We start from the raw sequence: 19,355 nt of genomic DNA on the forward strand, positions 1-19,355 counted from the left end.
AAAATGGAATTAAAAACCATAAGTTCCATTTTTAAATATCGTAAGATGAAAAAAATAATAGCGATTGCCTTCTTGCTCGTTTCCATGAACGCTCTAAGTCAAACAGAAGAATCTTTTATTGGAGAAGTAAAATTATTTGCGGGCAATTTTACGCCAAAAGGTTGGGCATTATGTCAGGGACAAACAATTTCCATTAATGAAAACCAAGCATTATTTTCCATCCTTGGAACCAACTACGGTGGAGATCGACGTACTACCTTTGCCTTACCTAACTCAAGAGGCAGAGTACCTATAGAAACAACCGATACCGATACCGATAATACTGAGATTAAAGTAGGTGATAAAAAAGAAGCTGCAAAAATTAGTAAAGGTATGGAGGTAGAAACACTCCCAACATAGGACTAAATTATATTATTTGCGTTAGGGGGATCTTTCCATCAAGGAATTAAAATAGCACTAAAAGCTTATTACGCTCACCATCAATTACTCGTTTCAGTTCACTTGGAAATATATTTATAAACTTTCAAAAGGTATTTTTTAGTCCTGTAAAAAGCGAGCTAAATGATACTTAAAACCAGTAACTTATTAAGAACCCAGATACATTAAAAATGAAAATAGCCGTATTTAGTACTAAATCTTACGATCAAGAATACTTTGAAAAATATAATGATACGAACAATTATAACTTTTCATTTTTTGAAACTGCTCTAAATAAAGACACTGCAAATCTAACCATAGGCTTTCAGGTTGTATGTGTCTTTGTCAACGATAATGTTGATAAAGATACTATTGAAATCCTGTCTAAAAATGGGGTGGAACTGATTGCATTGAGATGCGCAGGTTTTAATAATATTGATATAGAAACTGCCAAAGCTAAAAACATAAAAGTGGTTCGGGTACCCGCATATTCACCAGAGGCGGTAGCAGAGCATGCACTAGCCTTAATTTTAACTCTAAATAGAAAAACACATAAAGCCTATAATAGAGTTCGTGAAGGAAACTTTTCTCTAAAAAATCTAATCGGCTTTAATGTTCACGGTAAAACAGTTGGAGTTATTGGCACTGGTCAAATTGGTGAAACCTTTTGTCGAATTATCAAGGGCTTTGGATGTCGTATTATTGCTTTTGATATTTCAAAATCTCAAGAATTGATTGATTTGGGAGTGACATACTTAACGTTAGATGAAGTCTTTCAACAATCAGATATTCTCTCCCTACATTGCCCCTTAAACAAGCATACCAAACATATGGTAAATGAACGGTCCATCGCTTTAATGAAGAAAGGAATCATGATTATCAATACCAGTAGAGGTGCACTAATAAATACCGTAGATGTCATTAAAGGGCTTTCTAATAAGAAAATTGGATATTTAGGAATTGATGTATACGAGCAAGAAGAAAACCTGTTTTATGAAGATTTATCAGAACGCATCATACAAGATGAACTTATCTTAAGACTTAATGGTTTTCCTAATGTATTAATTACTTCGCACCAAGCATATTTCACTAAAGAAGCCATGGAAGAAATTACCACCACGACTCTAGAAAATATCAAAGCATTTGAAAATAAGCTAGAATTAGAAAATGAAGTAAGGTAATATAGCTCGCAAAGGCTTTATAAATCTGGCTAGTACCTGTATAAGATGATATTATTCATTACATCCAACAAATCACAGTTTAAACATGCATAAAAACATTTAAAAGAAAACAAGTAAGAGGTGGCCTTCCGTAATAAATACCTTTTTAATCGGTACTGTTTTTAATTTCTAAAAATGCATTACTTTTTTTACTAAGTAGTTCAAGAAATTCTATTTCGTTACCGTAATTCAACAAATTAAAATCAAAACCTTTGGTTTCAACATATCTAATAAATTCCTCTACTCGATGCTCCGGAATATTAAAATGTTCCACTAAGAAGGTAGATCCTAGATAGTATTTTATAGATTTTGCTGGAACTTCTGGAACACCAGCCGCTTTTTTATCTTTTACTTCAGATCTAAAAAGAGGTATTAATAATTGATCTACCACATTTGTAATATTTAAACCCGTCACCATAGAAATAGCGATGGATTCATTACCTATTTCTTCGATTTGGTCCTTATTTTCATCCCCAAATTCAATCACGTCTTTATCTTTTATACCAAAATAAACTGCATTAGATTTTAAATCAAATGTTTTTGCGATAGTAACATCTTTCTCAATGTTACCTGTCAGTAACTTAGTAGTAATTACAACCTCGTCTAATTTTTCAACTTCTTCAATCAAAAAAATGCGCATTTTTTTTGATTCTAAAATATAATTATTGACGAGTACATCAAAGTTTTGATACTCTAAAGCCCTAACTTCTATAAGATCGTTTAAAGCTACGGAAAGGTTAAACTCTCCTTTTTCATTAGTAGTTGCACCTAATTTTGATGACGAATTGTATATAGCTATACCTCTAATATCGCTTCCTTCGACTATAATTTTTCCTTCAATATTTACTCGTTTTACTTCTTGAGAATTAGCAAGAGAACTTATCAAACACACAAATAATAATAGTAGCTTTTTCATAATAAAAATATCTTCTATAAAGATACTTAGTAAGTATTCACTTTCAACCCTAATGAGCTTAAATTTTGTGAAAAACAGTTTGCTCATCTTAAAAAAATCAATAGCTATTTAATTGTTTTATCTCACTATAAAAATAAAATAAGCAACGACATAACTACCACCACTCTTAGAAAGATTAGGGCATTTAAAAACATATAGAATTAGAAAGCGAAGTAAAATAAAACAGTGCTGATAAAATATTTTCAAGAGCTGTATAATTTGCCCTAACAAAACAATAAATAAAAACTTATCAACCTCCTTCTTTTAAACCTTAAATCTGTTACCTCTATCTTTACAGACCAAGAAGAAATAACAGATTTAAAGCAAACTTCCCTGTAATCTATATCATAGGGAAGTTATAGTTGATAAAACATGGTAGCTATAGAAGGTAAGCTTTAAAGTAAAAGCTACTACCCTATTAGCAGTAAGCAGAACGCACGTGATTTTTATTATGCTGCTAACCTGTTTAGTTTACATACTTGATTTAGCTGGAGCTGTAGTTGTACTCATATCACGTACACACACATACTTACCATCGCGTTTCTCAAAATAAGACATGTAATTTCCATTTTGTAATTCGTTCCCGTCAGCATCAAATTCGGTCCAAGAACCTATTTCAACAGCTTTATCACCTTCTGCAAAAAGATCTACAATTTTGTAGACGTTATAATTTCCTAATGTGTCGTTTGCCATATTAGAAGCTATGTTTTCTCTTATGGCTGTTTTACCTTTTTTAGGTTGTTGATTACGACTGTAAGTTACAGCGTCCTCGCCGTAATAGTCTGCTACAGCGGTAGCGTCCTGAGCTTTTTCTCCTTCGGCATAAGCATCTTCTAATGCTTGAATTTCGCTTTTAACCTGATCCATATCCAGCACTTCTTCTTCCTTTTCTTTAGTCGAACAAGCTGAAATAATTAAAATAAAAAAGGCTAAAACTGTAACTAATTTCATGGTTTTTTTCTTGATCGTTGGTATTGGTTTAATTATAAAGATACTACATCATCCTAATTAATTAAACTTTTAAATGATTTTTTATTGCTTTATGGAATTGATTGACAAACATTTACAAATAACAAACTGTAGTAAATCATTAATTTAACTATTTCATTATATAAATCTTTTACAGGATTCAATTGTGGATAAATAGGGGCTTTAAGCTATAAATTTATTTACTGGTATCGCTTTCGCGAAAGCGATAAAAACACCAATATCATGGATAACAAGCCAGAAATAGAAAGCTTAGATAAGTGAACCATTCCACTAGTAAAAGCAAGGAACCTTAGACATTGGTTTAACATTTTTGGAGAAAAGTATAACAAGAAAATTCCTATATTCCTTTTTTAATAGATCATTTATAAAGACTTAATCATGAACATTCCAGAGAAGTATCAAATCAAAGAAATAGTAATACAAAAATCCTACCTCGTCAATGGGGAATTAAGACAATGGAATGGTGAAAGTTCCGAAGTGTTTTCTAGCATATCTTCAACAGAGACCTACCAGCCTACTCTTTTGGGTAACATTCCCACTTTAGGAGAAAAAGAAGCTATAGAAGCGCTAGACGCAGCCGTTGACGCCTATGATAGAGGCCAAGGTCTATGGCCTACAATGAAAGTAGAAGACCGTATTTCTTGTATGAAAAAGTTTGTGGAACAAATGAAAACGAAGCGAGAAGAAATTGTGAAGTTGTTGATGTGGGAAATTGGCAAAAACCTACCAGACTCCGAAAAAGAGTTTGATAGAACGGTAGACTATATCTACGATACTATTGAAGATTACAAACAAATGGACCGCGATAGCGCAAAATTTGAGAAACACAGCGGTGTAAACGCACATATAAGAAGAGGACCTCTTGGCGTTGTGTTGTGCCTCGGACCTTATAATTACCCTTTAAACGAAACCTTTGCCCTTTTAATCCCCGCATTAATCATGGGAAATACGGCGGTTTTTAAACCTGCAAAATTTGGAGTTCTATTGTTATGCCCACTACTAGAAGCTTTCCAAAATAGTTTTCCAAAAGGAGTGGTCAATATTATTTTTGGCAGAGGAAGAACAGTAGCAAATCCAATCATGAAAGATGGACGTGTTGATGTGCTAGCGCTTATAGGGCATAGTAATTCTGCAAATGCCCTACAAAGCGTGCATCCTAAAAGTAATCGCTTGCGTATGGTCCTTGGGTTAGAGGCAAAAAACCCAGCAATAGTATTAAAAGATGCCGACTTAGATCTGGCCATAGACGAATGTATTGCAGGAACAACATCATTTAATGGTCAGCGTTGTACCGCACTTAAAGTATTGTATGTACATGAATCGATAGTTGATGAATTTAACAAAAGGTTTTCTCAAAAAGTAGATGCTCTTAAATTCGGTAATCCATGGGAAGACGGTGCCAAATTAACTCCTTTACCAGAACCTAATAAACCTGCTTACATACAAGAATTGATTGACGACGCTTTAGAAAAAGGAGGTGAAATTATCAATCAAAAAGGAGGCGTAACCACTCATAATTATATCTTTCCAGCTGTCGTATATCCAGTAACAAAAAATATGCGGGTGTACGAAGAAGAACAATTTGGACCTATTATACCTATCATCTCCTTTTCAGATATTGAAGAGCCATTGGATGACATGGCAGCATCTAATTACGGCCAGCAAGTCAGCTTATTTGGAAAAGACGTGCAAACATTAGCACCGCTCATAGATACGTTGGTGAATTTAGTTTGCCGTGTAAACCTGAACAGTTCCTGTCAACGTGGACCTGACGTATACCCTTTTACGGGAAGAAAAGATTCTGCTGTAGGTACGTTAAGTGTTCATGATGCCTTACGTTCCTTTTCCATTAGAACATTTGTAGCTGCTAAAGACAACGAATACAACAATGCTATTTTAAAGAATTTGATGGATGCAAGGATTTCCAATTTTGTCAGTACCGATTACATTCTTTAAAAGTATCCTAGGACTTTTAACGTTGTTTTTCAAAACAACTATGTGAAAGTCATTAAGATCTAAAAAAGCTTAGGAGTTATTTAAGGTTCCCTATTTTTTAAATAGGGAACCTTAATTTTATACGGCAATAAAAATACCTCAACTATAGGCGTAATTTTAAACCATATATTGCACACCTATCATCATCTAGAAATACTATGCAGTAGCAGTCCGATTGTTTCAAAATCTATTTCTAAAATAGAACTTGGTTAGGGCTTTCTAAATGTTTTTGATCAAAACTTTGATTAAAGAAGTAAACAAATTCCAATAAAAGCTAAGAAACTCTCTTCTGTTTCCCTCACCGAAGGAGGTACTGCTGTACTGCACTCCATACCTCCGTTTAACGTGAAAGTTCTCTTTAAACAGGCATTTTAGAAATCACTATGATGCAACTTAATTATTTTTTATTATTAACTACACCCCTTTAAATAATAGGGTGCACTATTGCTTTTTTGATACATACCAACAGATACACCCTAAATTTTATATGAAAAACCTTTCAGATTTTATATAAATAACAGAACTTCCCCAAATAATTTAAAAAGTAACATCATGATTGTTGGTATTCCTAAAGAGATTAAAAACAACGAAAGCAGGGTCGGTATAACACCTGCTGGAGTTTTTGAATTAGTAAAAAACAAACATACGGTATGCGTTCAATCAAATGCCGGAGATGGAAGTGGTTTTTTAAATGATGATTATGTAAAGGCAGGAGCTTTAATTCTCGATACTATTGAGCAAGTTTATGGGGGTTGTGAAATGATCGTAAAGGTTAAAGAACCTATTGCCGAGGAATACGCTTTGATAAAGGAAGGTCAGATCCTGTTTACTTACTTTCATTTTGCCTCCAGTGAGCTATTGACAAAAGCCATGATTAAAGCAAAGGCGATTTGCATTGCTTATGAAACTGTTGAAGACCAGGAAGGCGGCTTACCACTACTAACTCCTATGTCTGAAGTAGCCGGAAGATTAGCTATACAACAAGGTGCTAAATATTTAGAAAAACCAGTCAAAGGTCGCGGTGTGCTTTTAGGAGGCGTACCGGGTGTAGCTCCGGGTAAAGTTTTGGTTCTAGGAGCTGGTGTGGTAGGTATACAAGCCGCAAAAATGGCAGCTGGTCTAGGAGCTCATGTTACTATTATGGACATCAACATGAAACGATTGCGTTATGTAAACGATGTCATGCCCCCGCATGTAGTGACAGAATTTTCCAACGAATTTAATATCAGAAAACACATCAAAACTCATGATTTGATCATTGGAGGGGTGCTACTTAAGGGTGCTAAAGCTCCTAATTTGATTACGAGAGATATGCTTAAAGAAATGCGTCCAGGAACAGTGATTGTAGATGTAGCCGTGGATCAAGGTGGTTGTGTAGAGACCACTAAACCTACAACCCATCAAGATCCTGTATATATTATTGATGATGTCGTGCATTATTGTGTAGCTAACATGCCTGGAGCAGTTCCTTGCACCTCTACAATTGCATTGACTAATGTTACTCTTCCCTTTGTGTTGAAATTAGCAAATATGGGTTGGGAAGCTGCTTGTGAAAAAGACGCCTACCTTAAAAAAGGATTGAATATCATCTCTGGTAAAGTAGTTTATGAAGAGATCAATGAAGCTTTTGGTTGGTAAAAGCTTTTATAGTTCCATATACTAGCATATTCATAGGGATTTGTTAGGGCTGAGGCCTTATTAAAAGTTGCTTAATAACCCGTGGAGACCAGCTCGAATTGAATTGTTTTAAAATTCACCTCTCCTTAAAATGACCCCAAATTTTTATTGCTTTTTTTTTGTAAAAAATGATAAGAGAAAAAAGTGCCTCTATTACAATAATACCGCACTTTCAATCTTACTCACCACAGCCTGTGCGGCAGCCTTACCGTTTAACATGGCCGCATTAAGAGAGCCATTACTTAAATGGTCCCCTGCTAGAAATATATGTTCTGTCAATTGTGTTTCTGATGGGGTCATAGAATAATTTAAAGAGTCCAATTGAGGCAATGCTTTTTTAATGTGATGCAATTGAATCAATTCAGATGCTTTGATTCCCGTTTCTTCTCTCAATTCTTTGATCACACGCTCCGCAAGTTGTTGATCACTTAATTGATGCTTTTTAATAACAGATACACTGATTACAATCCTGTGATTTTCAAAAACATCTTGTAAAAAATGAAAATTATTGATCAATACCTCTCCGTTAGATACTAAACCTATGATGGCCTCGTCAAAACCGGCGTGGTCTGTTTCAAAATAGAGAACCGTTACTTGGTGCCATGGAATCATTTCTTTAGGTAAATTAGGAACTACATCTCCCGCTGGGGCTGCAACAATCGTGTAATCTGACAAAAACTTTTCTCCATTTTCCAATGTGATTTTATTTCCTAAGACAGCACTTACTTTTTGTTTTAACTGAATAGTACCTTTGGGTAGATGAGAAGCCAGTTGCTCTGGAATTGCCTTGATACCGCCAGCGGGTATGGTTGCATTGCCCTCTGTAAACATTTTGAAGACAAATTCAAACATGCGACTGCTGGTCGCTAGCTCTGTTTCTAAGAATATACCTGCATAAAAAGGTGTAAAGAAACTGGATATCATCTTTTGAGAAAACCCGTATTCTTCCAGATAGGTTTTTGTAGTCGTTTCTGGTGAAGCAAACACCTCTTGAAGTGTTTTTTGTTTTAGCTTTCGCGAAAGCGAGAACACCAACCATTTATCTTTTAAAGATCCGACTCCTGCAACTAAGGTGCTCCATAAGAAACTGTAATCTCTAGAAGCATCACCAAGCCTATAAGTCTTACCGTCTTTGAAAATCATGGACCCAGGAACGAATTTGCGCAATTTTAAAGCTTCTACATCTAGAAATTCATGTACCGCCGGATAGGCATCCAGCATCACTTGGAAACCCTGATCGAGTATCAAGCCATTTTTAATAACGCTATTCACGCGTCCTCCCACAAATGAATTGACATCATATATGGTTGATTTATAACCAGCGTTTTGTAAAGTTAAAGCAGCAGTTAGACCACTAACTCCAGCGCCTATAATAGTAATTTGGGGTTGGCTTTTTTCCATGGCGTAAAAATAATCTAGAGCAGGAGATTTCAAAGGGTTTATTCAATGCTTAACAAAAAGAATTTTAAGACCAAGTATCTTTACAAAAACACCAACTCCATGTTATTGCAAGAAAATACCCAAGAAGTAGGTTTTACAGATAAAATAGTGTCCACTACGCTATCTTATTACGAACAATTTATTGAATACATACCACGACTAGGTGTAGGACTTACCATTATTATACTAGGAGTATTTATAGCTGGCTTCTTTGGTAGGTTTACAACTTCCAGAGTGAGTAAGCGCACACAAGACCCCTTGATGAGCCGTTTCTTGGGAAAAGCAATTCGTTTTATGCTCATCATTGTATTTGTAATGCTAGCGCTTAGAACAGCTGGATTAGGTGATATCAGCGCAGGGATATTAGCTACAGCTGGAGCCAGTGCCGTAGTTTTAGGATTTGCATTTAAAGATATTGGTCAGAACTTTATTGCAGGTATTATTTTAAGTTTTAACCGACCTTTTAATGTGAATGATACCGTAGAAATAGGTGCTAATTTTGGAAGGGTCAAAGAGCTCGAATTTAGATATACTAAACTTAAAACATTTGATGGTAAAGATGTGTATATTCCTAATTCTGACGTTATCACGCAGCCGGTAACCAACTATACTGAAGATGGATTCTTTCGTTGGGATTTTATAGTAGGTATCGATTATGAAGACGATATCAACCTGGCAAAGGATTGCATCATGCAAGCTCTAAAAATAGATTCTAAAGTAATTGAAGATGAAGGACATGTCAATTATGTTATTGAAAATGAGCTAGCTACCAGCACAATAAACTTAAAGGTTTTCTTCTGGGTGGATACTTTTGATTTTGGAAGAGTTGCTAACGCAACTCGTGGTCGTGTGATTGGAAATGTAAAAAGGGCATTAATGGAAAAAGGCTTCTATTTACCAGCAGATATTCAGGAAATAAAGCTATACGGTCGTGAATCTGACTTACCTTTGTCTATTAAAGATAAACGAGTTACAAAAGATGCTTAAATTCTTCAAATACTTAGCTTTAGTAGAGGGCTATTCCTTTCTACTCATCCTGTTCCTTACCATGCCTCTTAAATATTTAGGCGGTGTGCTTTTACCCAATAAAATAATGGGAATGGCTCATGGTATTCTTTTTTTAAGTTATGTAGTTATTGCCATAGTGCTGAGCCAACTGTTAAAATGGAACTTTAAAAAATTGCTAATCGTTCTCGCCATGTCGGTAGTTCCTTTTGGGACGTTCTGGATGGAAGATACCTACTTAAAAGAAGATCTAAAAGCTATTCCTTAATCAGTATCAAAACCTTTGTTTTTCATACGGTTGTGTTGGTATTCTACTTCAGTTTTACCGTGAGCTGCTGGTTTTCCGTTTTCGCCTAGATTAACTAGAATGATACTTTCGATAGTAATAATAGTCGCATAGGTCATTTTATTGCGTACCACACACCTTAAATCGATAGAGCTATTGCCGAATTTACTGACCTCTATACCTATCTCGATAATGTCTCCAGGCTTTGCACTGCCTACAAAATTGATTTCACTCATATACTTAGTAACCACTTTTTGATTCTCTAATTGGATCACGCTATAGAGCGCTGCTTCTTCATCAATCCATTCCAGTAACCTTCCTCCGAAGAGTGTTCCGTTAGGATTCAAGTCTTCTGGTTTGATCCATTTTCTAGTATGAAAATTCATATGTTATAGTTTGCAATCAAAGATACATTTGATCTACCTGAAAAACCTATTTTTGCTATATGAAACATCTTTCTAGTCCCAATAACGCGATAATACGTCATGTAGAACAACTGCAGCGTAAGAGCAAAGCACGTAAAAAAGAAGGGCTTTTTATTGTTGAGGGACAACGGGAAGTAGCTCTGGCAGCTCGTGGGGGGTATGTGATTGATCAATTATTGATTTGTGGCCCTATCCTACTCCATAAAGATCAATTTACAAATGAAGAGGTGTATTCATTTTTTGAAATGGATCAACATCCTGAAATCATATCTGTTACAGAAGAAGTCTATGAAAAGATGGCTTATCGCAGTGGAACTGAAGGCTGTCTCGCTTTCGCGAAAACAAAATCACAACAATTATCTGATCTCCAATTAACAGAAAAACCATTAATCCTAATTGCCGAGTCTACCGAAAAACCAGGTAACATAGGTGCTTTATTAAGAACAGCTGATGCTGCAAAGGTAGATGCCGTAATCATTGCTAACCCAACAGCAGATTTATATAATCCCAACGTCATACGCTCCAGTGTGGGTTGTGTTTTTACAGTACCCACAGCTGTAGGAAGCACAGAAGAAGTGATAGAGTTCTTGAAAAGCAACTCCATTAATCTTTATGCAGCGACCTTGCAAAGCAGTGAACGTTACGATCACATCGATTACAGAAACCCTAGTGCTATAGCAGTAGGAACAGAAGCTACAGGATTATCTGAAGAAATGAGAGCGGCGGCAAAAGCTAACATCATCATTCCCATGTCTGGTGAGATAGATTCTATGAACGTTTCTGTAAGTGCTGCAATTATGATCTTCGAGGCTAAAAGACAACGCAATTTTATTTAAACATCTATAATTAGTTACATGACTTCAACCACCATATTTTATATTATAATAGGAATACTCGTTTTTGACTTTTTATTAGAACGTATTTTAGGATTTCTTAATTATACTTGGTACTCCAAGCCTATTCCAAAAGACCTGTCAGACGTTTATGATCAAGCAGCCTATGAAAAATCTCAGGAATATAAAAAAGCTAATTTCAGGTTTGGATTGATGTCAAGCACTTTTTCCTTTCTAGGAATTTTAGTGTTTCTGTCTTTCCAAGGTTTTGCTGTAGTAGATGAAATCGCTAGAAGCTATGCAACTAATCAAATCCTGGTGGCTCTATTATTTTTTGGAATTATGATGCTGGCAAGTGAGCTTCTTTCATTGCCTTTTTCTATTTATTCAACCTTTGTGATTGAAGAGAAATTTGGTTTTAATAAAACCACAGTAAAGACTTTTATTTTAGATAAAGTTAAAGGTTATTTCTTAACCGCCCTCTTGGGTGGTGGTATCCTTTCTTTAATTATTCTTTGCTATGACTGGGCCGGAGCTAATTTCTGGTGGTATGTATGGATTTTGATATTTATGATATCCCTATTCCTGAATATGTTTTATGCCAAATTATTCGTACCTCTTTTCAATAAACAGGCACCGCTAGAAGAAGGGGCCTTGAAAAATAAAATCAGTGATTATGCAGCTAGCGTAGGATTTCAATTAGACAAGGTTTTTGTCATTGACGGAAGTAAACGTTCTACAAAGGCAAATGCTTATTTTAGTGGTTTCGGTAGTGAGAAAAGAGTTACTTTATACGATACGTTGATAGAACAATTAACTGAGGAGGAGATAGTCGCTGTCCTTGCTCATGAAGTAGGTCATTACAAAAGAAAGCACATCGTTTACAATTTGACAGCAGGAACTCTAACTACTGGTTTTACACTTTGGCTATTTTCTTTATTTGTTGATAGCAGTTTATTATCAGATGCCTTAGGAGTTAGTATTCCTTCTTTTCATGTAGGACTGGTTGCTTTTGGTTTGCTCTATGCACCTATTTCAACGCTTACGGGTATTGTCATGAGTTTATTATCGAGAAGGTTTGAATATCAAGCTGATTATTACGCCAAGGATACCTACAAGAAAGAACCGCTTATCAGTGGTTTAAAAACACTTTCTAAAACAAGTTTAAGCAATCTAACTCCGCACCCAGCCTACGTTTGGTTTCATTATTCGCATCCTAGTTTACAACAGCGTATTACTGCTATGAATAGCGATGTCGTTTATTAGGTTTAGGAGTTGGTAAGTTGCACAAATAGTATAAGAAAGTAAATCAATTAGTAATTAGCACTTTAATGAGACGCACTTTAATCGCAATAGCAAAATGAAGGCCATGAAACTAAAAACAAAAATTCTTTTTGCACTCGTCGCTTGCCTTACCTTAGGATTAGCACCCTTTAGACCTGAACCTCATATATGGGGCAAATTGAAATGGATTGCTGGTGGTGCAAAAGGAATGGGATTCATGGATTATTGGGATACCTTTCTTCACGGTGTGCCATGGCTGTTTTTTGCTTACTTTTTAATTGTTGCACTATTGAGGAAAAAGTGATAATTTAGAATGGATTATAAATAGGTGATTGTACTGAATGGAAAACTTCCTTATTTACCATTATACATATAAAACATCATGAAGAATCTTAAAATTATAGGCCGCTTAGCATTTTTGTTGGTAAGCGTCCTGAACGCGCAGTCACAGATAACCCATACATCTGAAAAGTATCACATTCAGTTTACTACTACTCAGGATATAGCTGTTTACGAGACTGAGTCAGATCGAGTTTTAGGTTTTGAAAATGATGATTTTGCGATAGATATTGAAGTTTTTGAATTATCTGAGGTAAACTCTAGCTATTTAGATGATTTAAAAAAGACAACAAGATCAATCGCTAGTCAGTTGTCGCTCAGGGATGTGCAACAAGCGATTCCATTATCTAACCTAACTAGTGGATATTATGTAAGAGCTACAGATATTGATGGTGAAGATGTTATACCTGTCTTTGTAGGAGTTATACATAACAAATCAAAACAATTAATTTACGAAATAACAGTCTATTGTTATGACTTAGACTTAGGAAAAGGACGTAAAACGATAGAGAGTTTTAGATTAATGGAATAAAAGAGCAATCTCCCCTAATTTCAACATATAATTAACGTAACCAATTAAGGATATGCTGTAATTTGGGATCATGAAAACTTTTGATCTCCTACTCTATTTTACCATAGTTTCTTTCCTCTTTTTTGGAATGAACTGCATGTTTAATCCGCGCATGAGGTTGGAATTCACAAGGTACGGCTTGAACACCTTACAGCGCTTACTCACTGGGTTTTTTCAGGTAATGGGCGCTGTAGGTCTCCTTTATGGTATCTTTAATACCAAAGTAGGTATAGCTGCCTCTGCAGGCCTATGTGTTTTAATGTTTTCTGGATTACTTGTTCGGATAAGAATAAAAGATAGTTTATATAAGTCATCCCCCGCTCTTGTTTTTATGGTCCTTAGCGGTATTATTTGCTATAGATTTATAAAATTACTCTAAATAAAAGGAGTTGTGTGTCAATAAGTAACCTTATAATTATAACAGAAGCACCCTGTTAAGTCTAGGGTTTTGTAGCTAGTAGAAAAGCCTGCCTATTTTATAAACTCGCACTCCATTATCTATAGTTACTATAAAACAAAGTAAGTAAGGATCTATTGACCTATAAAAAGAGTAATAACAGAAAGTACTAAAAAGAGGGCCGCAGGAAATGATTTTTTAAAGGAATCCCTTATTTTAAAATGCATAAAAATTGCTCCAGTCATAAGAACAGCAATACCTATTGCACCTATATATTCTGTCACCGGGAAAAATATAGAAATAAGCAACAATATCGCACAAAGACTTTTTAAGGTCCCCACTGCGATCATCGCATTTTTAGAGAGCCCGTAAGCAGAAAACTCTTCTTCCATACTACTGGCATTTGCTCCACGCCAAGGGGTACTTTTATTTCTATTTAATAACCACACATTAAGAATACTAAATCCTACACCTAGTTTAATAATAATTTCTATAATGTCGATAAATCCCATTTTTTTATTTTTTTTTTAAAAATAGAAATTAACAACCAGTGTAGGTTATAAATTCATGCTAATAAATATATTTTTAACAAAATTTACAATATATGAGCATTTATATGGAATAACACTCCATGATGGACTCTGTTTTTTAAGAAATAAAAAACAGAAGCCTTATATCTCTTCTAAACTCATACAAGCGATTGCTCCTCTAGAATCTGTTGTGCAAAATATTCACAGCTCGCAAAAGTCTCTTTGATATGCTGCATGGTAGTTCGAGGATTGATAAGGCACATACGCAATACGACTTGATCCATTAAAACTGTGGTCACCAGTAGCGCCTCTTTTGATGCAATAACTCTTTTAGAGATCTCCTGATTAAGAACGTCCAGCTCTTTGTCCTCTAAATTCAAATGAATAGGATTGTATCTAAAATTAATGATCGCCAGAGTTGCGGGAGACACTACCTGCCATAAGGAACTTTTTCTCAACATATCTTCTACCTCTTCAGCGATATCTATGTTATAGGTTACTGCTTTTTTAAAAGCTTTCATACCGAAGGTTTTCAAAGACATATAAAACTTCAATGCACGAAACCTTCTCGTAAGCTGGATTCCATGATCATAGAAATTAATCTCTGAAGTATTCCCTTCTATATCTCTTAAGTACTCTGGCTTCTCTACAAAAGTATCGTGAAGCCACTTACTTTTGCGCACTAACAAGCAACCCATTTCGTAGGGCTGAAACAGCCATTTATGTGGGTCGATCGTCAACGAGTCTGCTTTTTCAATTCCCTTTAATGCCTTGCTTCCTTTTGTTGATAATATAGCAGCTCCTCCATAAGCACCATCGATATGGAACCATAACTTTTCATTTTTACAGATATCGGCAATTTGCTCTAAAGGATCTACAGTTCCTGTGTTAGTTGTCCCAGCAGATGCAATGATGCAGAATGGTTGCAAACCACTTAATCTGTCTTTAGAAATAGCATTTTTTAATTTATTAATAGCCATTTTGAATTCGCCATCAGTAGGTATAATACGTATTTGCTCCTTTTTAAATCCGATAACGCGTATCGCTTTCACGTTAGAAGAATGGGCCTGGTCAGACATATAAATGACCGCTTTAGAAAAATCATCACCACACACTTGTCTTCTTGCGGTTACCAATGCGGTAAGATTTGCCATAGAACCACCACTTGTAAAAATACCACCACCTTTTTTTGCTGGGAATTTGAACAACTTTAACAGCCAGTTCATCGTCACGATCTCCAGCTCTGCAGCTGCAGGCGATGCTGCCCAACCACCAGAAAAAATATTAAAACCTGTAGCAAGCGTATCTGCCATAACACTTACGTAATTACTGGGCCCAGGAACGAAAGAATAGGATTTAGGATGTGAAACTATATTGCTGTGAGGCAATACGTGTTGTGTAACAAAGTCCAGAACGTCTTTAGGATTTGATGGTAATTCAGGAACTTCTTCTTCAAGCAAATCGTCCATTTCCTTTCTACTTCCTATAGCTACCGGACTCTTTTCATTTTGAGTCGTAAAATGTTCCACTATAGAGTCAATTACCTGATAACCGTAGGTTTTCATTTCCTCTTTACTTAATTCTAATTTATGTGATTCATCCATGGCTTAACAATGACTTTAATAAGGAACAAAATTAAGCTTAATCCCTCTTAAACTCAGACTAAAACCTTGATAATGATGCAATCATACGCTTTCTCAACACATAGCAAAATGAGCGTACGGATTATCATTTCTAGTAAGTAATCATTAGATTATAACTATACTAATTTGTGATCTGTTATGAAATTCGTTATCGTAAAAGTTCCTTAAAATTTCTTTTCAGAGATGGACTCCTCTAAAAATGGAAAAGTCGATCTAATTTCCAATTGTATAAAAAAATAGAAATTGTTGGTGGAATTGATGATTGGAGACGTGATCATATAAAAGTCTTCCATTAGGCTGATTGCATACGTGAGATATAGTTGGTATCAATAGCTATAGAGGTTGTTACAAAGGCAGCTATAATGCAACCGTGGTAACCTAGTCAATAGCTTTTTAGGGTAAAGCCAAAGGTCAAGAAGTTGTCCTCTTGTTGTTGATTTTCTATCACTATGTTTTCAAAGCTATAAATATAGTTGATCTTAAAGTTTAAAAATTTCCAAAGTGGAAATTCTAAACTGATATCTGCTTGCCATCGAAAGTTATTGCTTTGCTCCAAAGATGGCTGAAAGTAAAATTCATGGTTGACAATTACTTTCTTTTTAAACAATAGGTATTTACCATTAACCCATACCGTAGCACGGAAAGTGTCGATCGATTCACTTCCATCATACTCAGAGATGTTAAAATTAGTTTTACCAAAGTCTGTTTGCTCATATTCGGTCGACATTGCAATTTTAAGCCAGTACTCTTTTTTATGGAGAAGTTGATAAGTGACTCCTGCTCCTACCAAGTATCTCAAATCAATTTCCCTTCTAAAATTCGTGCTTACAAAACCTAGTAATAAAGGGTATATTTTTCGCTCAGGGTTTAAATATAAAAAGTTGAGACTTAAAATATCTTCATCTGCCTTCTCCTTCCCGAACTCTTGATAAACATAAGAGTTTTGTGTTTTGAATACCCATTTTTTTAAAGGCCTAAAACTGAAATCTGATTTTGCTCTAAAAATCAAGGTTTCTACATTTCCTCCTTGATAAAACCCAGTTAAAGAAAGATTTGCCTTTAACTTTAGCGTATCGCTTTCGTTGATTTGGGCAGAAAGGAAAATAGGTAGAAAAAATAAAAAGTACAAAATGTTTTTCATTATATCACACTATAATATGATTCAATTTAAAAAGCGCAAGATACTTATTTACACAGGACTAGTTGAAAAATTTGACTACATTTATTTGTGGTAAAGCGCCACAATATCGAGTGGTTGATTTACTAAACTATTCAAAATAAAGTTATTTAAATTGCGTAACCTATTTTGTGATAAGCTCTAAAAAAGACTTTGAAGACATAACCATTAGATATGCGCGTACCATCTTATGTGATTCAAATAGCAGACCGTAAACATCTGTGAATTTAGAAAGTGATTTCTATTTAGAAAATAAATAACGCTTTCGCGAAAGCGGAATTACAACAGTTCATAAGACCCCATTAGTAATGAGTTTGTATATTTACATTGTGGCTAAAACCTTAATAGTTAGAACCCAGACAACCTATAATATGTTTTCTTTAAAAAGAGTAATTAACCCATAAATGATTACACCTCCTATTCCAGATAATGAACTCCAAAGGCAAGCTGCTGTTGAAAAATACCGATTGCTAGACACCATGCCAGAAGAGAGTTATGACAACATCACTTCTATTATTTCAACCATTTGCGATGCTCCTATTTCTTTAATAACACTGGTAGATAAAAACAGGAACTTTATCAAGTCGAGGAACGGGCTAGATATTTCAGAATCACCTAGAGACACTTCCTTTTGTGGTCATGCTATTGCTGGTAATGATGATATTATGATTGTTCCCGACGCCAGAGAAGATGAGCGTTTTAAAGGAAATTCCTTAGTTAATGACTTTAAATTAATTTTCTATGCAGGTGCTTCCCTAATTGATAAAAATGGTTATAAGTTAGGGACATTGTGTGTTTACGATCACAAACCTCGAACTCTTACAGAGAAGCAAAAAGGTGCTCTAAAAGCAATGGCCAAACAAGTAATGTCACTTTTTGAAGAACGATTTCAAACTTTTGAACTGCAAAAGCTCAAAGAGCAGGTTGATGTGCGTAATCAAGAACTAAAAGATTTTGCTGGTATTGTATCGCACGACCTGAAATCACCTTTGTCTAATATCATCATGATCGCAGAATTATTGCAAAAAGGAGAAAAAAACTTATCTAAACAATCTGACGAATATTTAGGTTATTTAAAAGAGAGCTCTAACAGTATGAGTCGCTATATAGACGGAATGCTGCAATTTTACCGAAGTGAAGAATTGGTTAGTGAAGATTATGATGAAGTTAGTTATGTTGATCTTATCGAAGAGGTGGTCGCAATGACTGTAGTAGATGAAAGTGTAGAAGTACGCTATACTCCTGAAAAAGAAACCAGCTTAATAACTAACGAGATAGCATTACAGCAAATTCTTATCAATTTGATTTCTAATGCCGTAAAATACAGCGATAAAGACCATACTAAGATCGATATAAAACTGATCACACATCAAGAAGAGTATGAAATAAGCGTACGAGATAATGGAAGTGGTATTGCTCCAGAGAATATCGATTCTGTATTCAAGTTGTTCTATGTGGCAGCAAAACAAGATAGAAACGGCAAACAAGGAACCGGAATAGGACTTGCTACAGTGGCCAGACTTTTAGAGCATATGGATGGGCATATAACTGTTGAATCCCAATTAGGAGAATGGACAGAATTTAAAGTACATCTTGCTAAGAAGGTAAAAATATCTTAATCCATCCATTAGATGTCCCAAAAAGAAAAAGCCTTTTGACTTTAATCAAAAGGCTTTTTGCGCAAGTGGTTCTCGACCCTATACTTTAGAGCCGTCTCGTCTATATTCGACATCTTTATTCTTGCCTTTTTGCTTGAACTCTATATCGTAAAATTCACCTTTAGTAGCGCTTATAACATGCTCTGCTTCTGCTATTTTCAGGTTTGGAAATTCTCTTTGAATCGCTTTTTGAATCGCTTCAGGGATTTCTTTGTCCTTTATAGAGTTTTCTGTTTCCCTCCAGGTACCATCTGCATGAAAATCTGCACGGTATTTTTCTCCGCCTTTTTTAAAATGAGCTTCCCAGTATCCGTGAACATCTTGCTCAAAATCTGGATCATTTTCACCTGGATATTTTAGTTCAAAAGCATCAAGAACCACTTGTGGAGCTTCGTGGTTGGATTTATTTTGACAACTCGCTGATGCCAAAGCAAAAAGAAGGTATAAAAAGGTTGCTGTCAGTCTCATGTTTCTTTTTACCGAAGATAATAATTAACAAGAAGTCTGCTGCCC

At 35.3% G+C, this 19,355-nt stretch carries 20 protein-coding genes; 12 read left to right on the forward strand and 8 right to left on the reverse strand.

Annotated elements, in window-relative coordinates; genetic code table 11:
* Positions 1-45 precede the first annotated feature (45 nt).
* Together F0365_RS16820 and F0365_RS14470 are read left to right on the forward strand one after the other, a co-directional pair.
* On the forward strand, positions 46-399 hold the full coding sequence (locus F0365_RS16820) for a phage tail protein (protein ID WP_410505457.1): 354 nt from the start codon (positions 46-48) through the stop codon (positions 397-399).
* Between the two features lie 209 nt (positions 400-608).
* Entirely contained in the window at positions 609-1,598 is a 990-nt protein-coding gene (locus F0365_RS14470; RefSeq protein ID WP_169934346.1) for a 2-hydroxyacid dehydrogenase, read from the forward strand.
* Between the two features lie 145 nt (positions 1,599-1,743).
* Here the strand turns inward: F0365_RS14470 and F0365_RS14475 are convergent, their stop codons facing one another.
* Together F0365_RS14475 and F0365_RS14480 are read right to left on the reverse strand one after the other, a co-directional pair.
* Positions 1,744-2,553, reverse strand: a complete 810-nt coding sequence (locus F0365_RS14475) for a carboxypeptidase-like regulatory domain-containing protein (protein ID WP_169934347.1) — start codon at positions 2,551-2,553, stop codon at positions 1,744-1,746.
* 510 nt (positions 2,554-3,063) lie between these two features.
* Positions 3,064-3,543, reverse strand: a complete 480-nt coding sequence (locus F0365_RS14480) for a YybH family protein (protein WP_169934348.1) — start codon at positions 3,541-3,543, stop codon at positions 3,064-3,066.
* Between the two features lie 417 nt (positions 3,544-3,960).
* Between F0365_RS14480 and F0365_RS14485 the strand changes: the two genes are divergently transcribed.
* Together F0365_RS14485 and ald are read left to right on the forward strand one after the other, a co-directional pair.
* Positions 3,961-5,538 carry an NADP-dependent glyceraldehyde-3-phosphate dehydrogenase gene (locus F0365_RS14485; RefSeq protein WP_169934349.1) on the forward strand — a complete coding sequence of 526 codons (1,578 nt, stop codon included), beginning with the start codon at positions 3,961-3,963 and terminating at the stop codon, positions 5,536-5,538.
* A 591-nt stretch (positions 5,539-6,129) separates the two neighbouring features.
* Positions 6,130-7,215: an alanine dehydrogenase gene (gene ald, locus F0365_RS14490; RefSeq protein WP_169934350.1), complete on the forward strand. Its 1,086-nt coding sequence runs from the start codon at positions 6,130-6,132 to the stop codon at positions 7,213-7,215.
* A 192-nt stretch (positions 7,216-7,407) separates the two neighbouring features.
* On the opposite strand, the gene F0365_RS14495 is transcribed toward ald, so the two are convergent.
* Positions 7,408-8,655 (reverse strand): NAD(P)/FAD-dependent oxidoreductase, encoded by a 1,248-nt coding sequence (locus tag F0365_RS14495; protein WP_169934351.1) that lies wholly within the window; start codon positions 8,653-8,655, stop codon positions 7,408-7,410.
* Between the two features lie 99 nt (positions 8,656-8,754).
* Between F0365_RS14495 and F0365_RS14500 the strand changes: the two genes are divergently transcribed.
* Entirely contained in the window at positions 8,755-9,681 is a 927-nt protein-coding gene (locus F0365_RS14500; protein ID WP_169934876.1) for a mechanosensitive ion channel family protein, read from the forward strand.
* Complete coding sequence (locus F0365_RS14505) at positions 9,674-9,967, forward strand: DUF3817 domain-containing protein (RefSeq protein ID WP_169934352.1); 294 nt, start codon at positions 9,674-9,676, stop codon at positions 9,965-9,967. The genes F0365_RS14500 and F0365_RS14505 overlap by 8 nt, the downstream gene beginning before the upstream one ends.
* On the opposite strand, the gene F0365_RS14510 is transcribed toward F0365_RS14505, so the two are convergent.
* A complete protein-coding gene (locus F0365_RS14510) occupies positions 9,964-10,371 on the reverse strand; it encodes an acyl-CoA thioesterase (RefSeq protein ID WP_169934353.1) in 408 nt (135 codons plus the stop codon). The genes F0365_RS14505 and F0365_RS14510 overlap by 4 nt on opposite strands.
* 59 nt (positions 10,372-10,430) lie before the next feature.
* Here F0365_RS14510 and F0365_RS14515 point away from each other — a divergent pair, with 59 nt between their 5' ends.
* From F0365_RS14515 to F0365_RS16825, 5 genes are all read left to right on the forward strand, one after another.
* Positions 10,431-11,246 carry a TrmH family RNA methyltransferase gene (locus F0365_RS14515; RefSeq protein WP_169934354.1) on the forward strand — a complete coding sequence of 272 codons (816 nt, stop codon included), beginning with the start codon at positions 10,431-10,433 and terminating at the stop codon, positions 11,244-11,246.
* Positions 11,247-11,264: 18 nt separating this feature from the next.
* Positions 11,265-12,509 carry a M48 family metallopeptidase gene (locus F0365_RS14520; protein ID WP_169934355.1) on the forward strand — a complete coding sequence of 415 codons (1,245 nt, stop codon included), beginning with the start codon at positions 11,265-11,267 and terminating at the stop codon, positions 12,507-12,509.
* 103 nt (positions 12,510-12,612) lie between these two features.
* Positions 12,613-12,831, forward strand: a complete 219-nt coding sequence (locus tag F0365_RS14525) for a hypothetical protein (RefSeq protein WP_169934356.1) — start codon at positions 12,613-12,615, stop codon at positions 12,829-12,831.
* A gap of 78 nt (positions 12,832-12,909) precedes the next feature.
* Positions 12,910-13,398, forward strand: a complete 489-nt coding sequence (locus F0365_RS14530) for a hypothetical protein (protein WP_169934357.1) — start codon at positions 12,910-12,912, stop codon at positions 13,396-13,398.
* 70 nt (positions 13,399-13,468) lie between these two features.
* A complete protein-coding gene (locus F0365_RS16825) occupies positions 13,469-13,816 on the forward strand; it encodes a DoxX family protein (RefSeq protein WP_169934358.1) in 348 nt (115 codons plus the stop codon).
* Between the two features lie 152 nt (positions 13,817-13,968).
* Here the strand turns inward: F0365_RS16825 and F0365_RS14540 are convergent, their stop codons facing one another.
* From F0365_RS14540 to F0365_RS14550, 3 genes are all read right to left on the reverse strand, one after another.
* Entirely contained in the window at positions 13,969-14,346 is a 378-nt protein-coding gene (locus F0365_RS14540) for a DoxX family protein (protein ID WP_169934359.1), read from the reverse strand.
* Between the two features lie 176 nt (positions 14,347-14,522).
* The gene (locus tag F0365_RS14545; RefSeq protein ID WP_169934360.1) at positions 14,523-15,968 is read right to left on the reverse strand and encodes a pyridoxal phosphate-dependent decarboxylase family protein; all 1,446 of its coding nucleotides are present in this window, start codon (positions 15,966-15,968) and stop codon (positions 14,523-14,525) included.
* Positions 15,969-16,389: 421 nt separating this feature from the next.
* Positions 16,390-17,148: a DUF481 domain-containing protein gene (locus F0365_RS14550; protein ID WP_169934361.1), complete on the reverse strand. Its 759-nt coding sequence runs from the start codon at positions 17,146-17,148 to the stop codon at positions 16,390-16,392.
* Between the two features lie 440 nt (positions 17,149-17,588).
* Between F0365_RS14550 and F0365_RS14555 the strand changes: the two genes are divergently transcribed.
* On the forward strand, positions 17,589-18,803 hold the full coding sequence (locus tag F0365_RS14555; protein WP_169934362.1) for a GAF domain-containing sensor histidine kinase: 1,215 nt from the start codon (positions 17,589-17,591) through the stop codon (positions 18,801-18,803).
* A gap of 78 nt (positions 18,804-18,881) precedes the next feature.
* Here F0365_RS14555 and F0365_RS14560 read toward each other — a convergent pair whose 3' ends face one another.
* Positions 18,882-19,310, reverse strand: coding sequence for a PepSY-like domain-containing protein (locus tag F0365_RS14560; RefSeq protein WP_169934363.1), 429 nt, complete (start codon positions 19,308-19,310; stop codon positions 18,882-18,884).
* Between the last annotated feature and the right edge of the window lie 45 nt (positions 19,311-19,355).

The sequence above is a fragment of the Nonlabens sp. Ci31 genome (genome assembly GCF_012974865.1).
Lineage (GTDB): Bacteria > Bacteroidota > Bacteroidia > Flavobacteriales > Flavobacteriaceae > Nonlabens.

What these genes read in the sequence shown, in the direction of transcription:
- F0365_RS16820 (WP_410505457.1), top strand. Translation starts at nt 46, where the DNA reads ATGAAAAAAATAATAGCGATTGCCTTCTTGCTCGTTTCCATGAACGCT.
- F0365_RS14470 (WP_169934346.1), top strand. Translation starts at nt 609, where the DNA reads ATGAAAATAGCCGTATTTAGTACTAAATCTTACGATCAAGAATACTTT.
- F0365_RS14475 (WP_169934347.1), bottom strand. Translation starts at nt 2,553, where the DNA reads ATGAAAAAGCTACTATTATTATTTGTGTGTTTGATAAGTTCTCTTGCT.
- F0365_RS14480 (WP_169934348.1), bottom strand. Translation starts at nt 3,543, where the DNA reads ATGAAATTAGTTACAGTTTTAGCCTTTTTTATTTTAATTATTTCAGCT.
- F0365_RS14485 (WP_169934349.1), top strand. Translation starts at nt 3,961, where the DNA reads ATGAACATTCCAGAGAAGTATCAAATCAAAGAAATAGTAATACAAAAA.
- ald (WP_169934350.1), top strand. Translation starts at nt 6,130, where the DNA reads ATGATTGTTGGTATTCCTAAAGAGATTAAAAACAACGAAAGCAGGGTC.
- F0365_RS14495 (WP_169934351.1), bottom strand. Translation starts at nt 8,655, where the DNA reads ATGGAAAAAAGCCAACCCCAAATTACTATTATAGGCGCTGGAGTTAGT.
- F0365_RS14500 (WP_169934876.1), top strand. Translation starts at nt 8,755, where the DNA reads ATGTTATTGCAAGAAAATACCCAAGAAGTAGGTTTTACAGATAAAATA.
- F0365_RS14505 (WP_169934352.1), top strand. Translation starts at nt 9,674, where the DNA reads ATGCTTAAATTCTTCAAATACTTAGCTTTAGTAGAGGGCTATTCCTTT.
- F0365_RS14510 (WP_169934353.1), bottom strand. Translation starts at nt 10,371, where the DNA reads ATGAATTTTCATACTAGAAAATGGATCAAACCAGAAGACTTGAATCCT.
- F0365_RS14515 (WP_169934354.1), top strand. Translation starts at nt 10,431, where the DNA reads ATGAAACATCTTTCTAGTCCCAATAACGCGATAATACGTCATGTAGAA.
- F0365_RS14520 (WP_169934355.1), top strand. Translation starts at nt 11,265, where the DNA reads ATGACTTCAACCACCATATTTTATATTATAATAGGAATACTCGTTTTT.
- F0365_RS14525 (WP_169934356.1), top strand. Translation starts at nt 12,613, where the DNA reads ATGAAACTAAAAACAAAAATTCTTTTTGCACTCGTCGCTTGCCTTACC.
- F0365_RS14530 (WP_169934357.1), top strand. Translation starts at nt 12,910, where the DNA reads ATGAAGAATCTTAAAATTATAGGCCGCTTAGCATTTTTGTTGGTAAGC.
- F0365_RS16825 (WP_169934358.1), top strand. Translation starts at nt 13,469, where the DNA reads ATGAAAACTTTTGATCTCCTACTCTATTTTACCATAGTTTCTTTCCTC.
- F0365_RS14540 (WP_169934359.1), bottom strand. Translation starts at nt 14,346, where the DNA reads ATGGGATTTATCGACATTATAGAAATTATTATTAAACTAGGTGTAGGA.
- F0365_RS14545 (WP_169934360.1), bottom strand. Translation starts at nt 15,968, where the DNA reads ATGGATGAATCACATAAATTAGAATTAAGTAAAGAGGAAATGAAAACC.
- F0365_RS14550 (WP_169934361.1), bottom strand. Translation starts at nt 17,148, where the DNA reads ATGAAAAACATTTTGTACTTTTTATTTTTTCTACCTATTTTCCTTTCT.
- F0365_RS14555 (WP_169934362.1), top strand. Translation starts at nt 17,589, where the DNA reads ATGATTACACCTCCTATTCCAGATAATGAACTCCAAAGGCAAGCTGCT.
- F0365_RS14560 (WP_169934363.1), bottom strand. Translation starts at nt 19,310, where the DNA reads ATGAGACTGACAGCAACCTTTTTATACCTTCTTTTTGCTTTGGCATCA.